This window comes from Paraburkholderia fungorum (assembly GCF_003610895.1).
Lineage (GTDB): Bacteria > Pseudomonadota > Gammaproteobacteria > Burkholderiales > Burkholderiaceae > Paraburkholderia > Paraburkholderia fungorum_B.
Genome location: NZ_MCAS01000035.1, coordinates 21,966 through 40,111, shown reverse-complemented (window position 1 = coordinate 40,111; position 18,146 = coordinate 21,966). Strand labels below are relative to the sequence as shown.

17 protein-coding genes are annotated in these 18,146 nt (G+C 62.4%); 7 read left to right on the top strand and 10 right to left on the bottom strand.

Annotation, left to right across the window (positions count from 1 at the left end; genetic code table 11):
* Positions 1-3: 3 nt before the first annotated feature.
* From BCY88_RS28435 to yacG, 6 genes are all read left to right on the top strand, one after another.
* The gene (locus BCY88_RS28435; RefSeq protein ID WP_120347502.1) at positions 4-1,311 is read left to right on the top strand and encodes a GspE/PulE family protein; all 1,308 of its coding nucleotides are present in this window, start codon (positions 4-6) and stop codon (positions 1,309-1,311) included.
* Complete coding sequence (locus BCY88_RS28430) at positions 1,308-2,534, top strand: type II secretion system F family protein (protein WP_120347501.1); 1,227 nt, start codon at positions 1,308-1,310, stop codon at positions 2,532-2,534. The genes BCY88_RS28435 and BCY88_RS28430 overlap by 4 nt, the downstream gene beginning before the upstream one ends.
* 28 nt (positions 2,535-2,562) lie before the next feature.
* Positions 2,563-3,504, top strand: coding sequence for a prepilin peptidase (locus BCY88_RS28425; protein ID WP_120347500.1), 942 nt, complete (start codon positions 2,563-2,565; stop codon positions 3,502-3,504).
* Between the two features lie 3 nt (positions 3,505-3,507).
* Positions 3,508-4,110 carry a dephospho-CoA kinase gene (gene coaE / locus BCY88_RS28420; protein WP_120347499.1) on the top strand — a complete coding sequence of 201 codons (603 nt, stop codon included), beginning with the start codon at positions 3,508-3,510 and terminating at the stop codon, positions 4,108-4,110.
* Positions 4,111-4,312: 202 nt separating this feature from the next.
* Entirely contained in the window at positions 4,313-5,068 is a 756-nt protein-coding gene (zapD, locus tag BCY88_RS28415) for a cell division protein ZapD (RefSeq protein WP_091798841.1), read from the top strand.
* Positions 5,069-5,169: 101 nt separating this feature from the next.
* On the top strand, positions 5,170-5,367 hold the full coding sequence (gene yacG / locus BCY88_RS28410) for a DNA gyrase inhibitor YacG (RefSeq protein ID WP_115099175.1): 198 nt from the start codon (positions 5,170-5,172) through the stop codon (positions 5,365-5,367).
* A gap of 78 nt (positions 5,368-5,445) precedes the next feature.
* On the opposite strand, the gene BCY88_RS28405 is transcribed toward yacG, so the two are convergent.
* The 4 genes from BCY88_RS28405 to secA all read right to left on the bottom strand — a co-directional run bounded on the left by BCY88_RS28405 (position 5,446) and on the right by secA (position 10,992).
* Positions 5,446-5,868, bottom strand: coding sequence for an NUDIX domain-containing protein (locus BCY88_RS28405; protein WP_120347498.1), 423 nt, complete (start codon positions 5,866-5,868; stop codon positions 5,446-5,448).
* Positions 5,865-6,734 (bottom strand): ATP-binding protein, encoded by an 870-nt coding sequence (locus tag BCY88_RS28400; RefSeq protein ID WP_120347497.1) that lies wholly within the window; start codon positions 6,732-6,734, stop codon positions 5,865-5,867. The genes BCY88_RS28405 and BCY88_RS28400 overlap by 4 nt, the downstream gene beginning before the upstream one ends.
* Before the next feature lie 54 nt (positions 6,735-6,788).
* Positions 6,789-8,030: a bifunctional glutamate N-acetyltransferase/amino-acid acetyltransferase ArgJ gene (argJ, locus tag BCY88_RS28395; protein WP_120347496.1), complete on the bottom strand. Its 1,242-nt coding sequence runs from the start codon at positions 8,028-8,030 to the stop codon at positions 6,789-6,791.
* A gap of 151 nt (positions 8,031-8,181) precedes the next feature.
* Positions 8,182-10,992: a preprotein translocase subunit SecA gene (gene secA / locus BCY88_RS28390; protein WP_120347495.1), complete on the bottom strand. Its 2,811-nt coding sequence runs from the start codon at positions 10,990-10,992 to the stop codon at positions 8,182-8,184.
* 290 nt (positions 10,993-11,282) lie between these two features.
* Between secA and BCY88_RS28380 the strand changes: the two genes are divergently transcribed.
* Positions 11,283-11,768, top strand: coding sequence for a DciA family protein (locus tag BCY88_RS28380; protein ID WP_120347493.1), 486 nt, complete (start codon positions 11,283-11,285; stop codon positions 11,766-11,768).
* Between the two features lie 80 nt (positions 11,769-11,848).
* Here the strand turns inward: BCY88_RS28380 and lpxC are convergent, their stop codons facing one another.
* The 6 genes from lpxC to BCY88_RS28345 form a co-directional block, all read right to left on the bottom strand.
* Positions 11,849-12,766 carry a UDP-3-O-acyl-N-acetylglucosamine deacetylase gene (gene lpxC, locus BCY88_RS28375; protein WP_120347492.1) on the bottom strand — a complete coding sequence of 306 codons (918 nt, stop codon included), beginning with the start codon at positions 12,764-12,766 and terminating at the stop codon, positions 11,849-11,851.
* 290 nt (positions 12,767-13,056) lie between these two features.
* A complete protein-coding gene (locus BCY88_RS28370) occupies positions 13,057-13,560 on the bottom strand; it encodes a peroxiredoxin (protein WP_120347491.1) in 504 nt (167 codons plus the stop codon).
* 260 nt (positions 13,561-13,820) lie between these two features.
* A complete protein-coding gene (ftsZ, locus tag BCY88_RS28365) occupies positions 13,821-15,023 on the bottom strand; it encodes a cell division protein FtsZ (protein WP_120347490.1) in 1,203 nt (400 codons plus the stop codon).
* A 132-nt stretch (positions 15,024-15,155) separates the two neighbouring features.
* Positions 15,156-16,388: a cell division protein FtsA gene (gene ftsA / locus BCY88_RS28355; protein ID WP_007180311.1), complete on the bottom strand. Its 1,233-nt coding sequence runs from the start codon at positions 16,386-16,388 to the stop codon at positions 15,156-15,158.
* 27 nt (positions 16,389-16,415) lie between these two features.
* Positions 16,416-17,168 carry a cell division protein FtsQ/DivIB gene (locus BCY88_RS28350; RefSeq protein WP_028196489.1) on the bottom strand — a complete coding sequence of 251 codons (753 nt, stop codon included), beginning with the start codon at positions 17,166-17,168 and terminating at the stop codon, positions 16,416-16,418.
* Between the two features lie 35 nt (positions 17,169-17,203).
* Complete coding sequence (locus BCY88_RS28345; protein ID WP_120347489.1) at positions 17,204-18,145, bottom strand: D-alanine--D-alanine ligase; 942 nt, start codon at positions 18,143-18,145, stop codon at positions 17,204-17,206.
* Between the last annotated feature and the right edge of the window lies 1 nt (position 18,146).

Sequence of the window (18,146 nt, the reverse complement as noted above, 5' to 3'; positions counted from 1 at the left end):
CTCATGCAAGAGTCTTTTCAACGCACGGCGTCGTTGCGGCCCATCGCCGTCGATCGTGAAAGCGCCGTCAAACCCAGGCAAAAGAGCTTTGCGGCCAGCGCCGCAGTCGGCGCCAATCTCAACCCGGATCTCGCCGATTCCGACAACGCACCCGCCGTACGCCTGCTGACCGACACGTTGCAGGAAGCAACCCGCCGCAACGCATCAGACCTGCATATCGAGCCGGCCGAGCATGGCTGGCGCATGCGTTTGCGCATCGACGGCGTGCTGCATGAAATCCCCCAGCCCCCCGCGCATTTACGCGACGCCTTCATCACACGCGTGAAAGTGCTGGCACGCATGGATATCGCCGAACGACGCGTGCCGCAAGATGGCCGGCTGCGCATTGCCACCTCACCGGGCCGCGTCGAAGACTACCGCGTCAACTCGCTGCCTACCCTGTTCGGCGAAAAGCTGGTACTGCGCCGGCTCGACGCGTTGCCTGCCGATCTTTCGCTGGACTCACTCGGCCTCGATCCACAACAACGCGCAGCAGTCGATGCCGCGATCCGTGCGCCGCACGGCCTCGTGCTCGTGACGGGGCCCACCGGCAGCGGCAAGACGTTGTCGCTGTACTGCTTCCTGCACATGCTCAACGACGAGGCGCGCAATCTGTGCTCGGTTGAGGATCCGGCGGAAATTCAATTGGCCGGGATCAATCAGGTGAGTGTGCGCGAAAAGGCCGGCCTGACATTCGCGCTGGCGCTGCGTGCGTTTCTCCGTCAGGACCCCGATGTGATCATGGTTGGCGAAATTCGCGACAACGAAACCGCCGACGTCGCCGTGAAGGCAGCGCAAACCGGACACCTCGTGCTGTCCACCTTGCATACGAACGACGCGCCTGCTGCCGTCGCGCGCCTGATCGACATCGGCGTCGAACCGTACAACCTGGCCGCCGCACTCAAGATGGTGACGGCACAGCGGCTGGTGCGGCGATTGTGCGTGGCGTGCCGCGCACCCGCGCCGCAATCAACGGCGGCGCTGCGAGCAGCGGGCTTCGCAGACGATCACCTCGACGACTGGCAACCATTCGGCGCCGCCGGATGCGCGGCTTGCCACGGCATCGGCTACCGCGGCCGCGTCGGCGTTCACCAGGTGATGCCTGTCTCCGATGCAATGCGCGAGTTGATCGTTGCACGCGCAAGCACCCATGAGTTGTCCCGCCTCGCCCAGGCCGAACGGGTTGCCACCTTGCGCGACGCAGCCTTGGCACGTGTGCGCGACGGCACGACGAGCCTTTCTGAAGCGCTGGCCGCCACCGAGGTCTCATGAGCACCGCCGCCTCCACTCAGTCCGCAGCTGATTTGCGCTTCAGATGGCGCGGTGTCGACGCCAACGGCCTTAAAAAAAGCGGGGCGCTCGTTGCGCCGGATGCTAGCGCCGCGCGAGCGATGCTCAAGCGCGACAATCTGTTCATCCTCGAACTGGCGGCCCGCGGGCCGGCACCACGCCCCAGAACCCGCGCCACCGACGTGACGATATTCACCCGCCAGCTCGCCAGTCTGCTGCGCGCCGGGCTGCCGCTCGCTCCCTCGCTGGAACTGCTGGCGCAAGCACAAAGCTCGCGCCGGCAAGGCATGCCGCGAATCGTCGGCGCGCTGGCGCGTGATATCACCGGCGGCCTGCGTTTTTCGGCGGCTTTGCGGCGACATCCGGCGCAGTTCAACGCGTTGTATTGTCAGCTCGTCGAGGTCGGTGAAGCCGCTGGCGCCTTGCCGACAATCCTCGCCCGGCTCGCCGACGACCGTGAACGCGCCGCCGCGCAGCGTTCCAGAGTGCGCGCGGCGCTGACCTATCCTGGGGCCATCCTGCTGCTCGCCATGGCGATTACCGCAGCCTTACTGATCTGGGTTGTTCCCACCTTCAAGCAGATCTTCGACGGTTTCGGCGCGAAGCTGCCCGTACCGACGCAGTTCGTGCTGGCTTTGTCCGCAGGCGCCGCGCGCTGGAGTGTTCCTCTGGTCGGCATGATCTTCGCAGCAGGGTCGGCTGTGACATTTCTGCTACGACGTTCCGAAGCAGCGCGCCTCTGGTTCGCGCGCGCATCGCTGATAATCCCGGTCGCCGGTCCATTGCTGCGTACCTTGTGCGCGGCGCGCTGGAGCCGCGCGCTCGGCACCTTGTTGTCGGCCGGTACACCACTCGCGGACGCATTCGGTTCACTCACTCACGCCACCGGCAACGCTTTCTTCGATAGCGCCACCGTGGAAATTGCCGCCCGGCTGCGGCGTGGCGAGCGGCTTGCCGCGGCAATGCGCGCGGCGCGCTGCTTTCCACCGGAGGTCGTGCAGCCTGTTGCGGTTGCCGAGGAGTCCGGAGCGCTCGACACGATGCTGATCGACGTCGCGTCGCTTGCAGATCGTCAGGTAGACGAAAAGATCGGCACGCTCTCGAGCCTGTGCGAGCCGCTTGTCATCATCGTGCTGGGTACGCTGGTCGGCGGCCTCGTGATCGCGATGTATCTTCCCATTATTCAACTTGGCAACGTGGTGTAGCATCGCAGCCGAATCCCACCCTTTTTATATGCAGTTCACTACCCCACTCGTGTCAGATACCTCTTCCAGCCTGCTTTCGGGTCTGCTGTCCGGCCAGTTCACAACCGGTCTCGAGCTCGCGTTCGGCAGCTTGCCCGGCGGCCTGCGAATCGCATTCGCGATCGTGTTCGGTCTGGTGATCGGCAGCTTCCTGAACGTGGTGGTGCACCGGGTGCCGATCATGCTGGAGCGCGCGTGGCGCGAGGAGGTCAGCGAGGCCACCGAACAGCCGCTTGAAAGCGACGGCTTACCCACCCGCTACAACCTGTGGGCACCGCGCAGCGCATGCCCTCATTGCGGCCACGTGCTCAGCGCGTGGGAGAACCTGCCGCTGCTGAGCTACCTGCTGTTGCGCGGGCGCTGCTCCGCCTGCAAGACACGCATCAGTCTGCGCTACCCGTTGCTCGAAATCGCCACCGCCGCCTTCGCAGCAGGGGCGCTCATGCTGTATGGGCCGACCGGCACAGCACTTGCCGCCTTCGGACTATGCGCCGCGCTGCTGGCGATGAGTGCGATCGACATCGACACGCATTTACTGCCCGACTCGATGACGCTGCCGCTCCTGTGGGCCGGTCTGATCGTGAACTTCAACGGCATGTTCGCGAGCCTGCACGACGCCGTGCTGGGCGCGATCTTCGGCTACCTGGTGCTGTGGGCCGTGCATTGGCTGTTCCGGCTGGTACGCGGCATTGAAGGCATGGGTTATGGTGATTTCAAACTGCTGGCTGCGCTCGGTGCATGGCTCGGCTGGGCGGCGCTGCCGCAGATCGTGCTGATCGCGGCGGTGACTGGCGCAGTAGTCGGTCTCGCGGCAACATGGCGTGGCCGCATGCGCTTCGAAGAGCCGCTGCCGTTCGGGCCGTTTCTTGCAGCAGGCGGTGCAGTTACGCTGTTTCTCGGCACACCGCTTTACCTGGCGTTAGGAGGCTGAAGCATGTTTGCTGTGGGATTGACCGGCGGCATCGGTAGCGGCAAATCGACCGTGGCCAACCTGTTTGCCGCACACGGCGTACCGCTTGTCGACACCGACCTGATCGCGCACCGCATCACGGCACCGCACGGCATCGCAATGCCGCAGATCGCCGCGGAGTTCGGCGATTCGTTCGTTGCCGCAGACGGCTCGCTCGACCGCGCCCGCATGCGCACGCTGGTATTCGCCGACGAGGGCGCGCGCAAACGCCTCGAGGACATCACGCATCCGTTGATTCGCGCAGAGACCGAGCACGAACAACGCGAGGCGCAAGGGCCGTACGTGATCGTGGTGGTACCGCTGCTAGTGGAATCGGGGAGCTGGAAAAAGCGCGTGAATCGCGTGTTGACGGTCGATTGCAGCGTCGACACGCAAATCTCGCGCGTGATGAGCCGCAACGGCTTCACCCGTGAACAGGTTCTGGCGATCATCGCCCGCCAGGCGACGCGCGAAGCCCGTCTCGCCGCAGCCGATGATGTGATCGACAATGACAACGTGCCGCTCGACGCACTCAAGGCACACGTTGACACGCAGCATGGCGTCTATCTGTCGCTGGCGAGCGCATGAAAATAGGCGGGCCGTGGTGTGCTGCGCGCAAAGGTCTGTTGAATTTTTCAGTGACACGCGAACCGAAGCACGCCGAAAACCGCTCGAAACACGTGAAAAAAATTGCGAGAGCGCGCTGAAAAAGTGCGTGATTGCTAGGGTAGTCTCACGGCATTAGAATGTTCTGCATTCCTGTCACCGACCACGCCCGAGGCGAGCCCGCTTGATCCTTTACGAGTATCCCTTCAACGAGCGAATCCGGACGCTATTGCGCCTCGAAGATCTGTTCGAGCGCTTCACGTTCTTTCTGACTCAGGAAGACGCCCGGGAACATCACGTCGCGCTGACAACGTTGTTCGAAATCTCAGAGGTGGCGGGTCGCGCGGATCTGAAGTCCGATCTGATGAAGGAGCTTGAGCGCCAGCGGCAAACCCTGGCGCCGTTCCGCGGCAATCCTGGCATCGAACAGAACGCACTGGAGGCAGTGCTAGGGGAGATCGAGCAGACTTTGGCGGGGCTTTCACAGATGCAGGGCAAGACCGGCCAGCATCTGGCAGACAACGAGTGGCTCGCCAGCATCCGCAGCCGCGCGATCATTCCGGGCGGCACCTGCAAGTTCGATTTGCCTTCGTATTATGCCTGGCAGCAGATTCATCCCGATCAACGCCGTCAGGACATCGCCAAATGGGTCACGCCGCTGCTTCCCTTGCGCGATGCGGCAACCATCGTGCTGCGTCTCGCGCGCGAATCGGGTCAGGCGTCGAAGGTCATGGCTATGCAGGGCAGCTATCAGCAGATGCTGTCCGGCCGTTCATACCAGCTGATGCAAGTCCGCGTGGCACCTGAACTGCGCGTAATTCCCGAGGCTAGCGCTAACAAATACATGCTTTGGGTGCGATTTACCGTGCAGGACGGCGATCTGCGTCCGCGCGCGGTGGATGTCGACGTACCCTTCCAGCTCACGCTGTGCAGCCTGTAACGTTCGCCCTTTAGAACCGAACCGCGGGCTACGCCTTTGAAGGGGCAAAAAATGCCCCTATATTCATTACTTGTTCAGTTTCCGATCGACTGCCTGACCGTATGCCTACCGTCGTCAAATGCCCCACTTGCGGGAAGGATGTCCGCTGGACCCCTGAAAGCCGCTTCCGCCCGTTCTGCTCCGATCGCTGCAAGCAGATCGACCTCGGCGCATGGGCCGCTGAGAAGTACAAGATTGGCGGCACAGATAAAGAAGCATCGTCGGATGAATCGCCTGGCGGGGACTACAACCCGCATTAAGGCCTCCAGCAGAGCGTGTTGCAACCGGGCGAGGCGACGCCGCTCACGCAGCGCCGCCGGCAACCGGGCACTGTCTTTCTAATTTTGCTCAGCCGCGAGCCATTCCAGTACGGGAATCGCCGCCGGTAACAACGGCGAAACTGTCGCCGGCAGCGTCTGCCAGACAAAGGCCTGGCCCTCGCGGCCGTGCGGATCGCCGGCCCACTCTGTCACCTTGCAAAAGAACAGCCGCACGTAGGCATGCGGGTAGTCGTGTTCGAGCGTGCGCCAAAGATGGCTCGCCTTGACGTCGATACCCAGTTCCTCGTGCAACTCACGGGCTAGTGCGGCCTCGACCGACTCGCCCGCCTCCAGCTTGCCGCCAGGAAACTCCCAGTACCCTTCGTACGGCTTGCCTGCCGGGCGCTGCGCCAGCAGATAGTGCCCGTCGGGCTGAACCAGCACGCCCACGGCCACTTCGGTCACCGGGCGGCCAGCCGCGTTGTTCGGCGCGTCGCTCATGCCGGGGCCTTCCGGCCGGACCAGTCGCGCGCGAATTGCCACGCGACACGCCCCGAGCGCGATCCGCGCTCCAGTGCCCAAACCAGCGCGTCGCCCCGCGCGGCCTCGACTTCCGCGTCGTCGCAGCCGAAATGGCGCAGCCAGTGGCCGATGATCGACAGGTAGTCGTCCTGTTTGAACGGATAGAAGCTGACCCACAGCCCGAAGCGCTCGGACAGCGAGATCTTCTCTTCGACCAGTTCACCCGGATGAATCTCGCCGTCGGACGTGTGCTTGTACGTCTCGTTGTCGCTCATGTATTCGGGCAACAGGTGGCGGCGGTTGGAGGTTGCGTAGATCAGCACGTTGTCCGACTGCGCGGCGATCGAACCGTCGAGCGCGACCTTCAGCGCCTTGTAGCCCGACTCGCCGTCTTCGAACGACAAATCGTCGCAGAACACCACGAACCGCTCCGGCCGTTGCGAAATCTGATCGACGATGTCGCCCAGATCGTGCAAATCGTCTTTATCCACTTCGATCAGGCGCAGACCGTCTTTCGCATAGGCATTCAGGCAAGCCTTGATGAGCGACGACTTGCCGGTACCGCGCGCGCCCGTCAGCAGCACATTGTTGGCCGGCTGCTTGTGCACGAACTGACGCGTGTTCTGCTCGATCAACCCCTTCTGGCGGTCGATGTTTTGCAGGTCGTCGAGCGTGATCGACGAGATGGCCGGGACCGGCTGCAGATAACCGCGCCCCTGCCGTTTGCGCCAGCGAAAGGCGACCGCCGCCGACCAGTCGATTTCCGGTTGGGCAGGCGGAAGCATCGCTTCGAGGCGGACGAGCACGGCTTCGGCCCGGGTCAGAAACTGTTCGAGTTTATCCATGGCTATGAGGTAAGCGGCCAAAGCGGCAGCCAAAGCGCCGCGCAATGAACCAGGTTACGAACGATAGTCGGCGTTGATGCTCACGTAGTCGTGCGACAGATCGCAAGTCCAGATCGTGGCTTGCGCATTGCCGCGGCCGAGTACGACGCGAATGCCGATCTCGCTCTTTTTCATGACGCGCTGGCCGTCTTCTTCGCGATAGGCCGGATTGCGGCCGCCGGCAGTGGCGACCAGCACGTCGTCCAGATACAGATCGATTTTGCCGACGTCGAGATCGTCCACGCCGGCATAGCCGATGGCCGCGAGAATGCGGCCGAGATTCGGATCCGATGCATAGAAAGCCGTCTTCACGAGCGGCGAGTGGCCGATCGCATAAGCGATCTGGCGGCATTCGCCGACGCTCGAGCCGCCTTCGACATGCACGGTCATGAACTTGGTCGCACCTTCGCCGTCGCGCACGATCAGTTGTGCGAGGGCCTGGGCGACTTCGGTCACCGCGTCGCGCAGCGCTGCATAAGCGGGCGAATCGGTGGACGTGATCGCCGGCAAGCTCGATTTGCCCGAGGCGATCAGAATGAAGGAATCGTTGGTCGACGTATCGCCGTCGATCGTGATGCAGTTAAACGAGCGGTCTGCCACGTGCTTGACCAATGCGTCGAGCACCGGTTGCGCGACGGCGGCGTCGAAGGCGAGGAAACCGAGCATGGTCGCCATGTTCGGCTTGATCATGCCGGCGCCCTTGCTGATGCCGGTGAGCGTGACGGTGTGCCCTTCGACCGTGACCTGGCGCGAGACGGCCTTCGGCAACGTGTCCGTGGTCATGATCGCCTGGGCGGCGTCGTACCAGTTGGCTTCCTTGCGGTTCGCCAGCGCAGCCGGCAGACCCGCCTTCAGACGATCGACCGGCAGCGGTTCCAGAATCACGCCCGTCGAAAACGGCAGAACCTGTTCCGGTGTGATGTCGGCGAGACGCGCCAGTTCGGCGCAGGTTTCGCGTGCTGCAACAAGGCCCGGCTCGCCCGTGCCCGCGTTCGCGTTGCCGGTGTTGATCACCAGCGCGCGAATCGGCTTGCCGCCCGCACGCACGCGCTCCAGATTCTCACGGCACACCGTGACGGGCGCGGCGCAAAATCGGTTTTGTGTGAACACGCCGCCCACTGTCGCGCCGTCGCCAACGGAAATGACCAGCACGTCTTTGCGGTTCGGCTTGCGGATATTCGCCTCCGCCCAGCCCAGCGTAACGCCGGCGACAGGGTGGAGTTGAGCGGGATCGATCGAAGGGAAATTGACAGCCATGGTCGCGACCTGTCGAAGAAAATGCCGGCGGACGCCGGCATCGATGGAAACGGAAACTGATGATTCGAGCGCGTTGCCGAATCACCGCGAAATCACCTGCAAAGCACTGTGTAAAACGAAGCGGCGCGCTTGAAGCGCGCCGCCTTCGCCATTATGCAATCCTACCGTGACACTGCTTGTACTTCTTGCCGCTGCCGCACGGGCACGGGTCGTTGCGGCCCACCTTCGGCACGCTGTCCGCGCTTACGTCCGACGCCACGGCGTGCGACGAGCCATGGCTCATCGCCTCGCCGATCATCGCAGCGGTGGCTGCTTCCGCAGCCGCAGGCGCGGCGGCTGCCGCCTCGGCGAATTCCGCATGACGGAACTCGACGTTTTCAAGGTGGCTGCCCTGCTCTTCGTACTGCTCGGCGGCCTGTTCCAGCTGTTCCGGCGACTGGATCTGCACGTTCATCACCACACGCGTGACTTCGAGCTTCACAGCGTCGAGCATCGCGGCGAACAGTTCAAACGCCTCGCGCTTGTATTCCTGCTTCGGATTCTTCTGCGCATAACCGCGCAGGTGGATACCCTGGCGCAGATGATCGAGCGCGGCCAGATGTTCGCGCCAGCTGCGGTCCAGCGTTTGCAGCATGATCGAGCGTTCGAACGCGCTGAACGATTCGCGGCCGACCTGTTCGACCTTCGATTCATACGCTTCGTCCGCGGCGGCTTCCACCGCTTCGAGGATCTCGTCCGCGCTGATCGAATTCGACTCGTTGATCATTTCCTGGATCGCGAGGTCGAGCTGCCATTCGTTACGCAGCACTTCCTCCAGCTCAGGCACTTCCCACTGCTCTTCGATGCTGCCGGCCGGCACGAACTGGTGAACGATGTCCGCGATCACGCCATGACGCATCGCGCCGATGGTTTCGGTGATGTCGTTCGCTTCGAGCAATTCATTGCGCTGCTGATAGATCACTTTGCGCTGATCGTTCGAGACATCGTCGTATTCGAGCAATTGCTTGCGAACGTCGAAGTTGCGTGCTTCAACCTTGCGCTGTGCCGATTCGATCGAACGCGACACGATGCCCGCCTCGATCGCCTCGCCTTCCGGCATCTTCAGGCGGTCCATGATGGCGCGCACGCGATCGCCCGCGAAAATGCGCAGCAGCGGATCTTCCAGCGACAGATAGAAGCGCGACGAACCCGGGTCGCCCTGACGGCCGGCACGGCCGCGCAACTGGTTGTCGATCCGGCGCGATTCGTGACGTTCGGTGCCGATGATATGCAGACCGCCCGCGGCCTTCACCTGATCGTGCAGCGCCTGCCATTCGTCGTGCAGCTTCTGGATGCGGGTTTGCTTGTCTGCGTCAGAAAGCGTTTCATCCTGTTCGAGGAAGGACGCCTGCTTTTCAGCGTTGCCGCCGAGCACGATGTCGGTACCGCGACCGGCCATGTTGGTGGCGATCGTGACGCGCTTCGGACGGCCCGCTTCAGCAACGATCTCGGCTTCACGCGCGTGCTGCTTGGCGTTCAGCACTTCGTGCGGCAAGCCCGCCTGCTTCAGCAGATGCGACAGCAGCTCCGAGTTTTCGATCGACGTCGTGCCGACCAGCACCGGCTGACCACGCTCATAGCAATCGCGAATGTCGCGGATCACCGCGTCATAACGCTCTTTGGCGGTCTTGTAGATCTGATCCTGCTTGTCGATCCGCTTCGGCGGACGGTTGGTCGGGATCACGACCGTTTCGAGACCGTAGATCTCGTTGAATTCGTATGCTTCGGTGTCGGCCGTGCCGGTCATGCCGGACAGCTTCGCGTACATACGGAAGTAGTTCTGGAACGTGATCGACGCGAGCGTCTGGTTCTCGCTCTGGATCTTGACGTGTTCCTTCGCCTCAACGGCCTGGTGCAAGCCGTCCGACCAGCGGCGGCCCGACATCAGGCGGCCGGTGAATTCGTCGACGATCACGACTTCGCCGTTCTGCACCACATAGTGCTGATCCTTGAAGAACAGCGTGTGAGCGCGCAGTGCGGCGTACACGTGGTGCATCAGCGTGATGTTTTGCGGCGCGTACAGGCTTTCGCCCTCGCCGATCAGGCCCCACTCGGCGAGCAGACGCTCGGCCTTTTCGTGGCCCGATTCCGTCAGGAAGACCTGACGGCCTTTCTCGTCCAGCGTGTAGTCGCCCGGCTTTTCGACGCCGGTGCCGTCCGCTTTCTCTTCGCCGATCTGGCGTTCGAGCAGCGGCGGCAGCGCATTCATGCGCACGTAGAGTTCGGTGTGATCTTCGGCCTGGCCGGAGATGATCAGCGGCGTACGGGCTTCGTCGATCAGGATCGAGTCGACCTCGTCGACCACCGCGAAATTCAGGGCTCGCTGCACGCGCGCGTCGGTCTCGTAGACCATGTTGTCGCGCAGGTAATCGAAGCCGAATTCGTTGTTGGTGCCGTAAGTGATGTCAGCGGCGTACGCTTCCTGCTTCGCGCCATGGTCCATCTGCGACAGGTTGATGCCGACCGACAGGCCCAGGAAGTTGTACAGACGCGCCATCCATTCGGCGTCGCGCTGGGCAAGGTAGTCGTTGACCGTGACGACGTGCACGCCGCGGCCGGACAGTGCATTCAGGTACACCGGCAGCGTGGCGACGAGCGTCTTGCCTTCGCCAGTGCGCATTTCGCCGATCTTGCCGTAATGCAGGACCATGCCGCCGATCAACTGTACGTCGAAGTGGCGCATCTTCAGCACCCGCTTGCTGGCCTCGCGGCACACCGCGAAGGCCTCCGGCAGGAGCTTGTCGAGCGACTCGCCACTCGCGACGCGCTGGCGGAATTCACCCGTTTTCGCGCGCAGTTCGTCGTCCGTCAATTGCTCGATCTGCGGCTCGAGCGCATTGATCGCCGTGACGGTCTTTTGATATTGCTTGACTAGCCGCTGGTTACGGCTGCCAAAAATCTTCTGTAGAAAACCGGTGGTCATCGGATCGGTGTCTGCGTCGCGGCTTCGGCTGGTTCGCGGCGTGCGGTTCGTGCACGTGCGCTCCGGGGTCGGAAGGGCCTCGGCGGCTTAGTCCAAGAGTGAATTCGAATCGGGCATTTTAGCACGCGCCCCCGCCCGCGCCTGTGTCAGCAGTGCGACGGCGGCAAGGCACTGGAAGCCCGCCGCAGCGACCTCCGACAGCAAGCATTGAGGCGGGTCCGCGTGCATCCCGCGCGGTACAATCGCCGCGTGAACGCACATCGGGTGCGAACACGCTGTCACAATCAAACATGAGCCGTTTTCCTTCCTTTTCAAGGCCGCCGCCCCAGCAGTTCAAAGCGCGCCGCCCGCAACCCGTCGCTGAAGTGCTCAAACGCACTGATGCGTTCGCGGCCCTGCGCGCGGGCGTCGAGCAGATTGCGGCGCTGGAAAAGGATTTACGCGAGCTGCTGCCGGATTATCTGGCCACCAGCGTCGAGCCGAGCTTCATCAAGGAAGGCGTACTGGCCCTGTTTGCCGCGCACAACGCGCTGGCTGCCCGCCTGCGTCAGATCGAGCCGCGGCTGCTGTCGGAGTTGCAGCAGCGCGGCTGGCCGGTCAATGCGCTGCGAATTCGCGTACGGCCGCAGCCGCTGAAAGACCCGCCACCGGTCAAACAGGCGCGCATGACTCCGGCTGGCGCGGACGCGCTGCACGCGCTATCCGAATCGCTCGCGCCTTCGCCACTGCAGGAAGCTTTGGCGAAAATGGCAGCGCGGCATCGGCGAAATCGCTGAACAAAAAATAAGCGGCCCACAAGGGCCGCTTATTTTTCATCCATTCGCTTCGGAAATTTCATCCGAAGCCACTACGTAGATTACGCAAACGCCGTCTGCGTTTCGTACGCAAAGCCGCGCGGCGCCTTTTGCGTGTCCTCGAATGTGACGATTTCGTACGAATCCTCGTGCGCCAGCAGTTCGCGCAGCAGCGCATTGTTCAAGCCGTGGCCCGACTTGTACGCCGTGTACGAAGCCAGCAACGGATGGCCAATGACGTAAAGGTCGCCGATCGCGTCGAGCATCTTGTGCTTCACGAATTCGTCGTCGTAACGCAGTCCGTCATTATTCAGAATGCGGTATTCGTCCAGCACGATGGCGTTATCCATACTGCCGCCGCGCGCCAAACCGAGCTCGCGCATCATCTCCACTTCATGCGCAAAGCCGAACGTACGCGCACGGGCAATTTCCCGCACATACGACGTATTGGCAAAATCCACTTCCAGTGCCTGGCCGGTTTTATCCACTGCCGGGTGACGGAAATCGATGGTGAATTTGAGCTTGAAACCGAAATACGGATCGAGGCGCGCGAATTTATCGCCGTCACGAATTTCGACCGGCTGGGTGACCTTGATGAATTTCTTCGGCGCGTTCTGCTCTTCAATACCGGCCGACTGAATCAGAAACACGAACGAACCCGCACTGCCGTCCATGATCGGAATTTCTTCGGCAGTGACGTCGACATAAAGATTGTCGATGCCGAGGCCCGCGCATGCGGACATCAAATGCTCGACGGTCGACACGCGCGCGCCGTCTTTCTGCAACACGGAAGCGAGGCGCGTATCGCCAATCGACATCGCCGACGCAGGAATGTCCACCGGCGTGGGCAAATCCACGCGCGAAAACACGATGCCAGTATCCGGCGCCGCCGGACGGAGCGTCAGGTCGACCTTGCGGCCGGAGTGCAGGCCGATGCCGACTGTCTTGACGATTGATTTGATAGTGCGCTGCTTCAACATGGTGATCTTCTATTCGATTGAAAATCCCAATCGGGACTTTTTATTCCATAGCGCGAAGTATACTCCAATACCCTAAGGAGCGTCGTTTCGCGGAACGTATCAATCTGTTTCGCTGCATTACCCAATAGGTGCCCGTCAGGGAAAGCGTGACGGGCCGATGTCCGGAACGGAGGCGTTTCCGGTCATCGGCCCGCGTAACGGCCTGTCACAAAAGCGTCTTATGCGCCGTTGCCCTGATACAACGCGCTAACCGCGCAGACTCAAGGCGAAGGCATGAAACGCCATCGCAACTAGCTCAACGTAGCGAGGATACTCTCTGCATCGCTGACTTCGAATTTGCCGGCAGCCTCGACGTTCAACGTCTTGACCACGCCGTCGTCGACAACCATTGCGTAGCGCTGGGAACGGATTCCCATGCCGCGCGCCGACAAATCCTGCTCAAGACCGAGCGCCCGCGTGAAAGCCGCACTGCCATCCGCCATCATGCGCACCTTGCCCGAGGCGTGCTGATCGCGTCCCCACGCGCCCATTACGAACGCGTCGTTGACGGACACGCACCAGATCTCGTCGACGCCAAGAGCGCGCAACTGCTCGGCATGCTCGACGTAACCCGGTACATGTTTGGCCGAACAGGTCGGCGTGAATGCGCCCGGCAACCCGAAGATCACCACGCGCTTACCCGCCGTCTGCTCGCGCACGTCGAAGCTGTTAGGCCCCAGCGTGCAGCCCGCCCGCGTGTCTTCGACGAACTCGAAGAGCGTTGCGTCGGGCAGCTTCTCACCTGTTTGAATCATGCTCAGTCCTTTGCATCGATGCGAAGCACGCTCGCACGTTATCGTGTCGCAGTGAATTCAGCGGGCGCCCCAATACAGGCCCCGCCATCCGGCGACAGTTACCCCATCCGCTTCGCGAATCCGAAGAGGGCACTTGTCCTTGCCGCGAATCAGACGATACGCGGCTGGTTCGCCGTTCACTCGCCACGCTCGTGCATTCGTCCGCCTGCGCTGCACTGCTTGACAACCCGCAGCGCGGCAACGAAAGCCTGCTCGTGCGCTCAGTCCGCCTGCTTGCGCAGGAACGCCGGAATGTCGTACGTATCGACGCCCTTTTCCTGCAGCGCCTGCACGTGCGAGGCTGCCGTATCGCGCGACGTGCGCCACACAGCCGGCGTATCGAGCGCGCCGTAATCGGCCGTGCTGGCATGCGAGGACGACGGTGCGTAAGCAGCGTGTTGCATCCCGCCGATCGGCTGGTTGTCCGTGCCGGTGCGCAGCAGCGTCATCGGTGCCGATTGCTGCTTCTTCGCCGCACGGCCCAGACCCGTTGCCACGACCGTCACGCGCAGCGCGTCGCCCATTGCATCGTCGTACACCGCACCGAAGATCACGGTCGCGTCTTCTGCAGCATAGCTCTTGATGGTGTTCATCACTTCGCGCGTTTCCGACAGACGCAGCGAACGGCTCGACGTGATGTTGACCAGCACGCCACGCGCGCCCGACAGATCCACCCCTTCCAGCAGCGGGCTGGCCACAGCCTGCTCGGCAGCCAGACGTGCGCGATCGACGCCGGCGACCGTCGCCGTGCCCATCATCGCCTTGCCCTGCTCGCCCATCACCGTCTTCACGTCTTCGAAGTCGACGTTCACCAGACCGTCGACGTTGATGATTTCCGCGATGCCGGCCACTGCGTTGTTGAGAACGTCGTCCGCGCACTGGAAGCACTTGTCCATCTCGGCGTCATCGCCCATCACCTCGAACAGCTTGTCGTTCAGAACGACGATCAGCGAGTCGACGTGATCCTCCAGTTGCTGCGAACCCGCTTCTGCGACGCGCATGCGCTTGCCGCCTTCGAATTCGAACGGCTTGCTGACCACGCCAACAGTCAAGATACCCATTTCCTTGGCGATCTGCGCAACCACGGGTGCTGCGCCCGTGCCCGTGCCGCCGCCCATACCGGCGGTGATGAACACCATATGCGCGCCACGCAGTGCGTCGGCGATGCGCTCACGTGCTTCTTCTGCTGCCGCGCGGCCCATTTCCGGCTTGGCGCCAGCGCCCAGACCCGTGTTGCCGAGCTGGATCACCGCGGACGCGCGCGAACGCGACAGAGCCTGCGCGTCCGTGTTCATCACGATGAAGTCGACGCCTTGCACGCCTTTGTTGATCATGTGCTGAACGGCATTGCCGCCAGCGCCACCTACTCCGATCACCTTGATGATGGTGCCGTTCGTTTCGGTTTCCAGCATCTGGAATTCCATGTTGCCTCCGTCAAGATAAAAAATTTGCAGCCACTCGGCCGTTATTCGGCAGGAGATCGGGCAACCTCCTGTCGCGCGCCAGCCGCCGGCACCAGCGCGTATTTCGAAATCTGTTTCTGAAACGCGAAATCTTTAGAAGTTGCCGAGGAACCAGTCTTTCATTCGCGTGAAGACCTGGCCCATCGACCCCGACTGCACCGCGACCTTGCGGCCGCGCATCCGTTGCGAGCGTCCTTCGACGAGCAGGCCCATCGCCGTCGAATAACGCGGGTTACGCACGACGTCGGCAAGACCGCCTGCGTATTCCGGCACGCCAATGCGCACCGGCTTCAGGAAAATGTCCTCGCCGAGTTCGACCATGCCGAGCATCATCGACGCGCCGCCGGTCAGCACCACGCCGGAGCTCAGCAGTTCTTCGTAACCCGACTCGCGCACCACTTGCTGCACGAGCGAAAACAGTTCTTCGACACGCGGCTCGACCACCGCCGCGAGAGCCTGGCGCGACAGCGTGCGCGGTCCGCGCTCGCCGAGACCCGGCACTTCGATCATTTCGTCCGGATCGGCGAGAGCCTGCTTCGCAATGCCGTAGTCGACCTTGATGTCTTCCGCGTCCGGCGTCGGCGTGCGCAAGGCCATCGCGATGTCGCTCGTGATCTGGTCACCGGCGATCGGAATCACCGCCGTGTGGCGAATCGCGCCTTCGCTGAAAATCGCAATATCCGTCGTGCCGCCGCCGATATCGACCAGCACTACGCCGAGTTCCTTTTCGTCTTCCGTCAGCACCGCCAGCGACGAAGCGAGCGGCTGCAGGATCAGATCGTTCACTTCGAGCCCGCAACGGCGCACGCACTTGACGATGTTCTGCGCCGCGCTCACCGCTCCGGTGACGATATGCACCTTCACTTCCAGCCGGATGCCGCTCATGCCGATCGGCTCGCGCACATCTTCCTGGCCGTCGATGATGAATTCCTGCGTCAGGATGTGCAGCACCTGCTGATCGGTCGGGATGTTGATCGCCTTGGCCGTCTCGATCACGCGCGCGACGTCCGTCTGCGTGACTTCCTTCTCCTTGATCGCCACCATGCCGCTCGAATTGAAGCTGCGGATATGGCTGCCGGCGATCCCGGTAAATACGTTCGTGATCTTGCAGTCGGCCATCAGCTCGGCTTCCTCGAGCGCGCGCTGAATGGACTGCACGGTGGCTTCGATGTTCACCACCACGCCCTTCTTGAGCCCCTTCGATTCGCTCTGGCCGAGGCCGATCACCTCGTAGTGGCCCTCGCCCTTCAATTCGGCGACGATAGCCACTACCTTCGACGTCCCAATGTCGAGGGCGACCAGCAGATCTTTATAGTCTTTACTCATAGCGTGCTCATTGCGTGTGATGTCCGTTTACTTCTTGCCCTTGTCGGGTTCGCTGATAAAGCGCATGCCAGCGGCACGAATCGCGAAACCGTTCGGATAGCGCAAGTCTGCATACTCGATGTCCTTTCCCCAACGTTGCGTCACCGCGTTCCACGCCGCGGTCAGGCGGCGGCTTCGATCAAGCAGCGTGTCCTGATTACGTTCGCGCCCAAGCTCCACTTGCATTCCGTTCGACAGCTTCACCGTCCACGCATAACGCGGCGACAGCGTGACTTCTTCGGGCGTCGCGCCTAGGGGCGCAAACCACTTCTTGAAGTCGCTATAACGCGCAACGACCTCTTTTGCCGTACCGTCCGGGCCGTCGAACGCGGGCAACTCTTCTTCGAGCTCGCCCTGGTTCGCGGTGAACAACTCGCCGTCCACACTCACCAGCTGATCGCTGCCCCACGTACCAAGCGGTTTGTACTCTTCAAGCGTGACAGCCAGCGCATTCGGCCAGACTCGCCGCACACTCGCGTGACGCACCCATGGCATCTGCTCGAACGCCTGCCGCGCGACGTCGAGATCCACCGTAAAAAAGTTGCCTTTCAAGCGCCCTACTACCCCGGCACGCACCGTCGGCGAATTGATGTGCTCGGTGTCGCCGTCGATCTGGATCTCGCGCAGCGCGAAATTCGGACGCTGGATCAGCCAGTAACCGCCAGCCGCCAGCAGCACGAGCACCAGCACCGCATGCAATGCGTTGGCGGCGAGATTGAGCTGGCGAACGTTGTTCCACATGGTGTTGCTTTCGGGTCGCCCCGGTCAGTCCTTTGTTAGTCCTTGAGCGTCAGCGCCAATACGCCGACCACCAGTTCCTGGTAGCTGATACCCACCGCGCGCGCCGCTTTCGGCGGCAGCGAGTGATCGGTCATACCAGGCGCCGTGTTCACTTCCAGGAAATACGGGTTGCCTTCAGCGTCGAGCATGAAATCGGCGCGGCCCCAATCGGCACAGCCGAGCACGTCGAACGCGCGGCGCGCCAGCACTTTCAGGCGTGCTTCTTCGTCAGCCGCCAGACCGCACGGAATCAGGTACTGCGTGTCGTTGGCGATGTACTTCGCGTGGTAGTCGTAAAACTCGCCGGCCGGCACGATGCGAATCACCGGCAGATCCAGATCGCCGGCAATGCATGCGGTGTATTCGCCGCCACCTTCGATGCTCTGTTCCACCACGACGATCCTGTCGTACCTGACCGCTTCGAGCAGCGCCGCCGGCAATGCGTCGGCGCTTTTCACCTTGATCACCGCAACGCTCGAACCTTCGCTGGCCGGCTTCACGAAGAGCGGCAAGCCGAGCTTCGCGACGATGTCTTTCGCGCGTGCTTCGTAGTCGTCGCCGCGCAGCACTGCCTCGAACGGCGGCGTCGGAATGCCGAGTTGCTGCCACACGAGTTTCGTGCGGAACTTGTCCAGACCCAGCGCCGAGCCGAGCACGCCGCTACCCGTGTAGCGAATGCCGTAAAAATCCAGCGCGCCCTGGATCTGGCCGTTCTCGCCGTAGCCGCCATGCAGCGCGTTGAACACGCGTACAAAGCCTTCTTCCTTCAACGCAGCGAGCGGACGCTCGGCCGGGTCGAACGGATGCGCGTCGACACCGGCGTCGCGCAGACCTTGCAGCACGAGGCGGCCGGAATTGAGCGACACCTCGCGCTCGGCGGAATTCCCACCGAGCAGCACTGCCACTTTGCCGAATTGTTTTGGATCGATGCTGCTCATC

What these genes read in the sequence shown, in the direction of transcription:
- BCY88_RS28435 (WP_120347502.1), top strand. Translation starts at nt 4, where the DNA reads ATGCAAGAGTCTTTTCAACGCACGGCGTCGTTGCGGCCCATCGCCGTC.
- BCY88_RS28425 (WP_120347500.1), top strand. Translation starts at nt 2,563, where the DNA reads ATGCAGTTCACTACCCCACTCGTGTCAGATACCTCTTCCAGCCTGCTT.
- lpxC (WP_120347492.1), bottom strand. Translation starts at nt 12,766, where the DNA reads ATGTTGAAGCAGCGCACTATCAAATCAATCGTCAAGACAGTCGGCATC.
- BCY88_RS28400 (WP_120347497.1), bottom strand. Translation starts at nt 6,734, where the DNA reads ATGGATAAACTCGAACAGTTTCTGACCCGGGCCGAAGCCGTGCTCGTC.
- BCY88_RS28370 (WP_120347491.1), bottom strand. Translation starts at nt 13,560, where the DNA reads ATGATTCAAACAGGTGAGAAGCTGCCCGACGCAACGCTCTTCGAGTTC.
- BCY88_RS28430 (WP_120347501.1), top strand. Translation starts at nt 1,308, where the DNA reads ATGAGCACCGCCGCCTCCACTCAGTCCGCAGCTGATTTGCGCTTCAGA.
- BCY88_RS28350 (WP_028196489.1), bottom strand. Translation starts at nt 17,168, where the DNA reads ATGTGGAACAACGTTCGCCAGCTCAATCTCGCCGCCAACGCATTGCAT.
- BCY88_RS28405 (WP_120347498.1), bottom strand. Translation starts at nt 5,868, where the DNA reads ATGAGCGACGCGCCGAACAACGCGGCTGGCCGCCCGGTGACCGAAGTG.
- BCY88_RS28345 (WP_120347489.1), bottom strand. Translation starts at nt 18,145, where the DNA reads ATGAGCAGCATCGATCCAAAACAATTCGGCAAAGTGGCAGTGCTGCTC.
- ftsZ (WP_120347490.1), bottom strand. Translation starts at nt 15,023, where the DNA reads ATGGAATTCCAGATGCTGGAAACCGAAACGAACGGCACCATCATCAAG.
- secA (WP_120347495.1), bottom strand. Translation starts at nt 10,992, where the DNA reads ATGACCACCGGTTTTCTACAGAAGATTTTTGGCAGCCGTAACCAGCGG.
- coaE (WP_120347499.1), top strand. Translation starts at nt 3,508, where the DNA reads ATGTTTGCTGTGGGATTGACCGGCGGCATCGGTAGCGGCAAATCGACC.
- argJ (WP_120347496.1), bottom strand. Translation starts at nt 8,030, where the DNA reads ATGGCTGTCAATTTCCCTTCGATCGATCCCGCTCAACTCCACCCTGTC.
- ftsA (WP_007180311.1), bottom strand. Translation starts at nt 16,388, where the DNA reads ATGAGTAAAGACTATAAAGATCTGCTGGTCGCCCTCGACATTGGGACG.
- BCY88_RS28380 (WP_120347493.1), top strand. Translation starts at nt 11,283, where the DNA reads ATGAGCCGTTTTCCTTCCTTTTCAAGGCCGCCGCCCCAGCAGTTCAAA.
- yacG (WP_115099175.1), top strand. Translation starts at nt 5,170, where the DNA reads ATGCCTACCGTCGTCAAATGCCCCACTTGCGGGAAGGATGTCCGCTGG.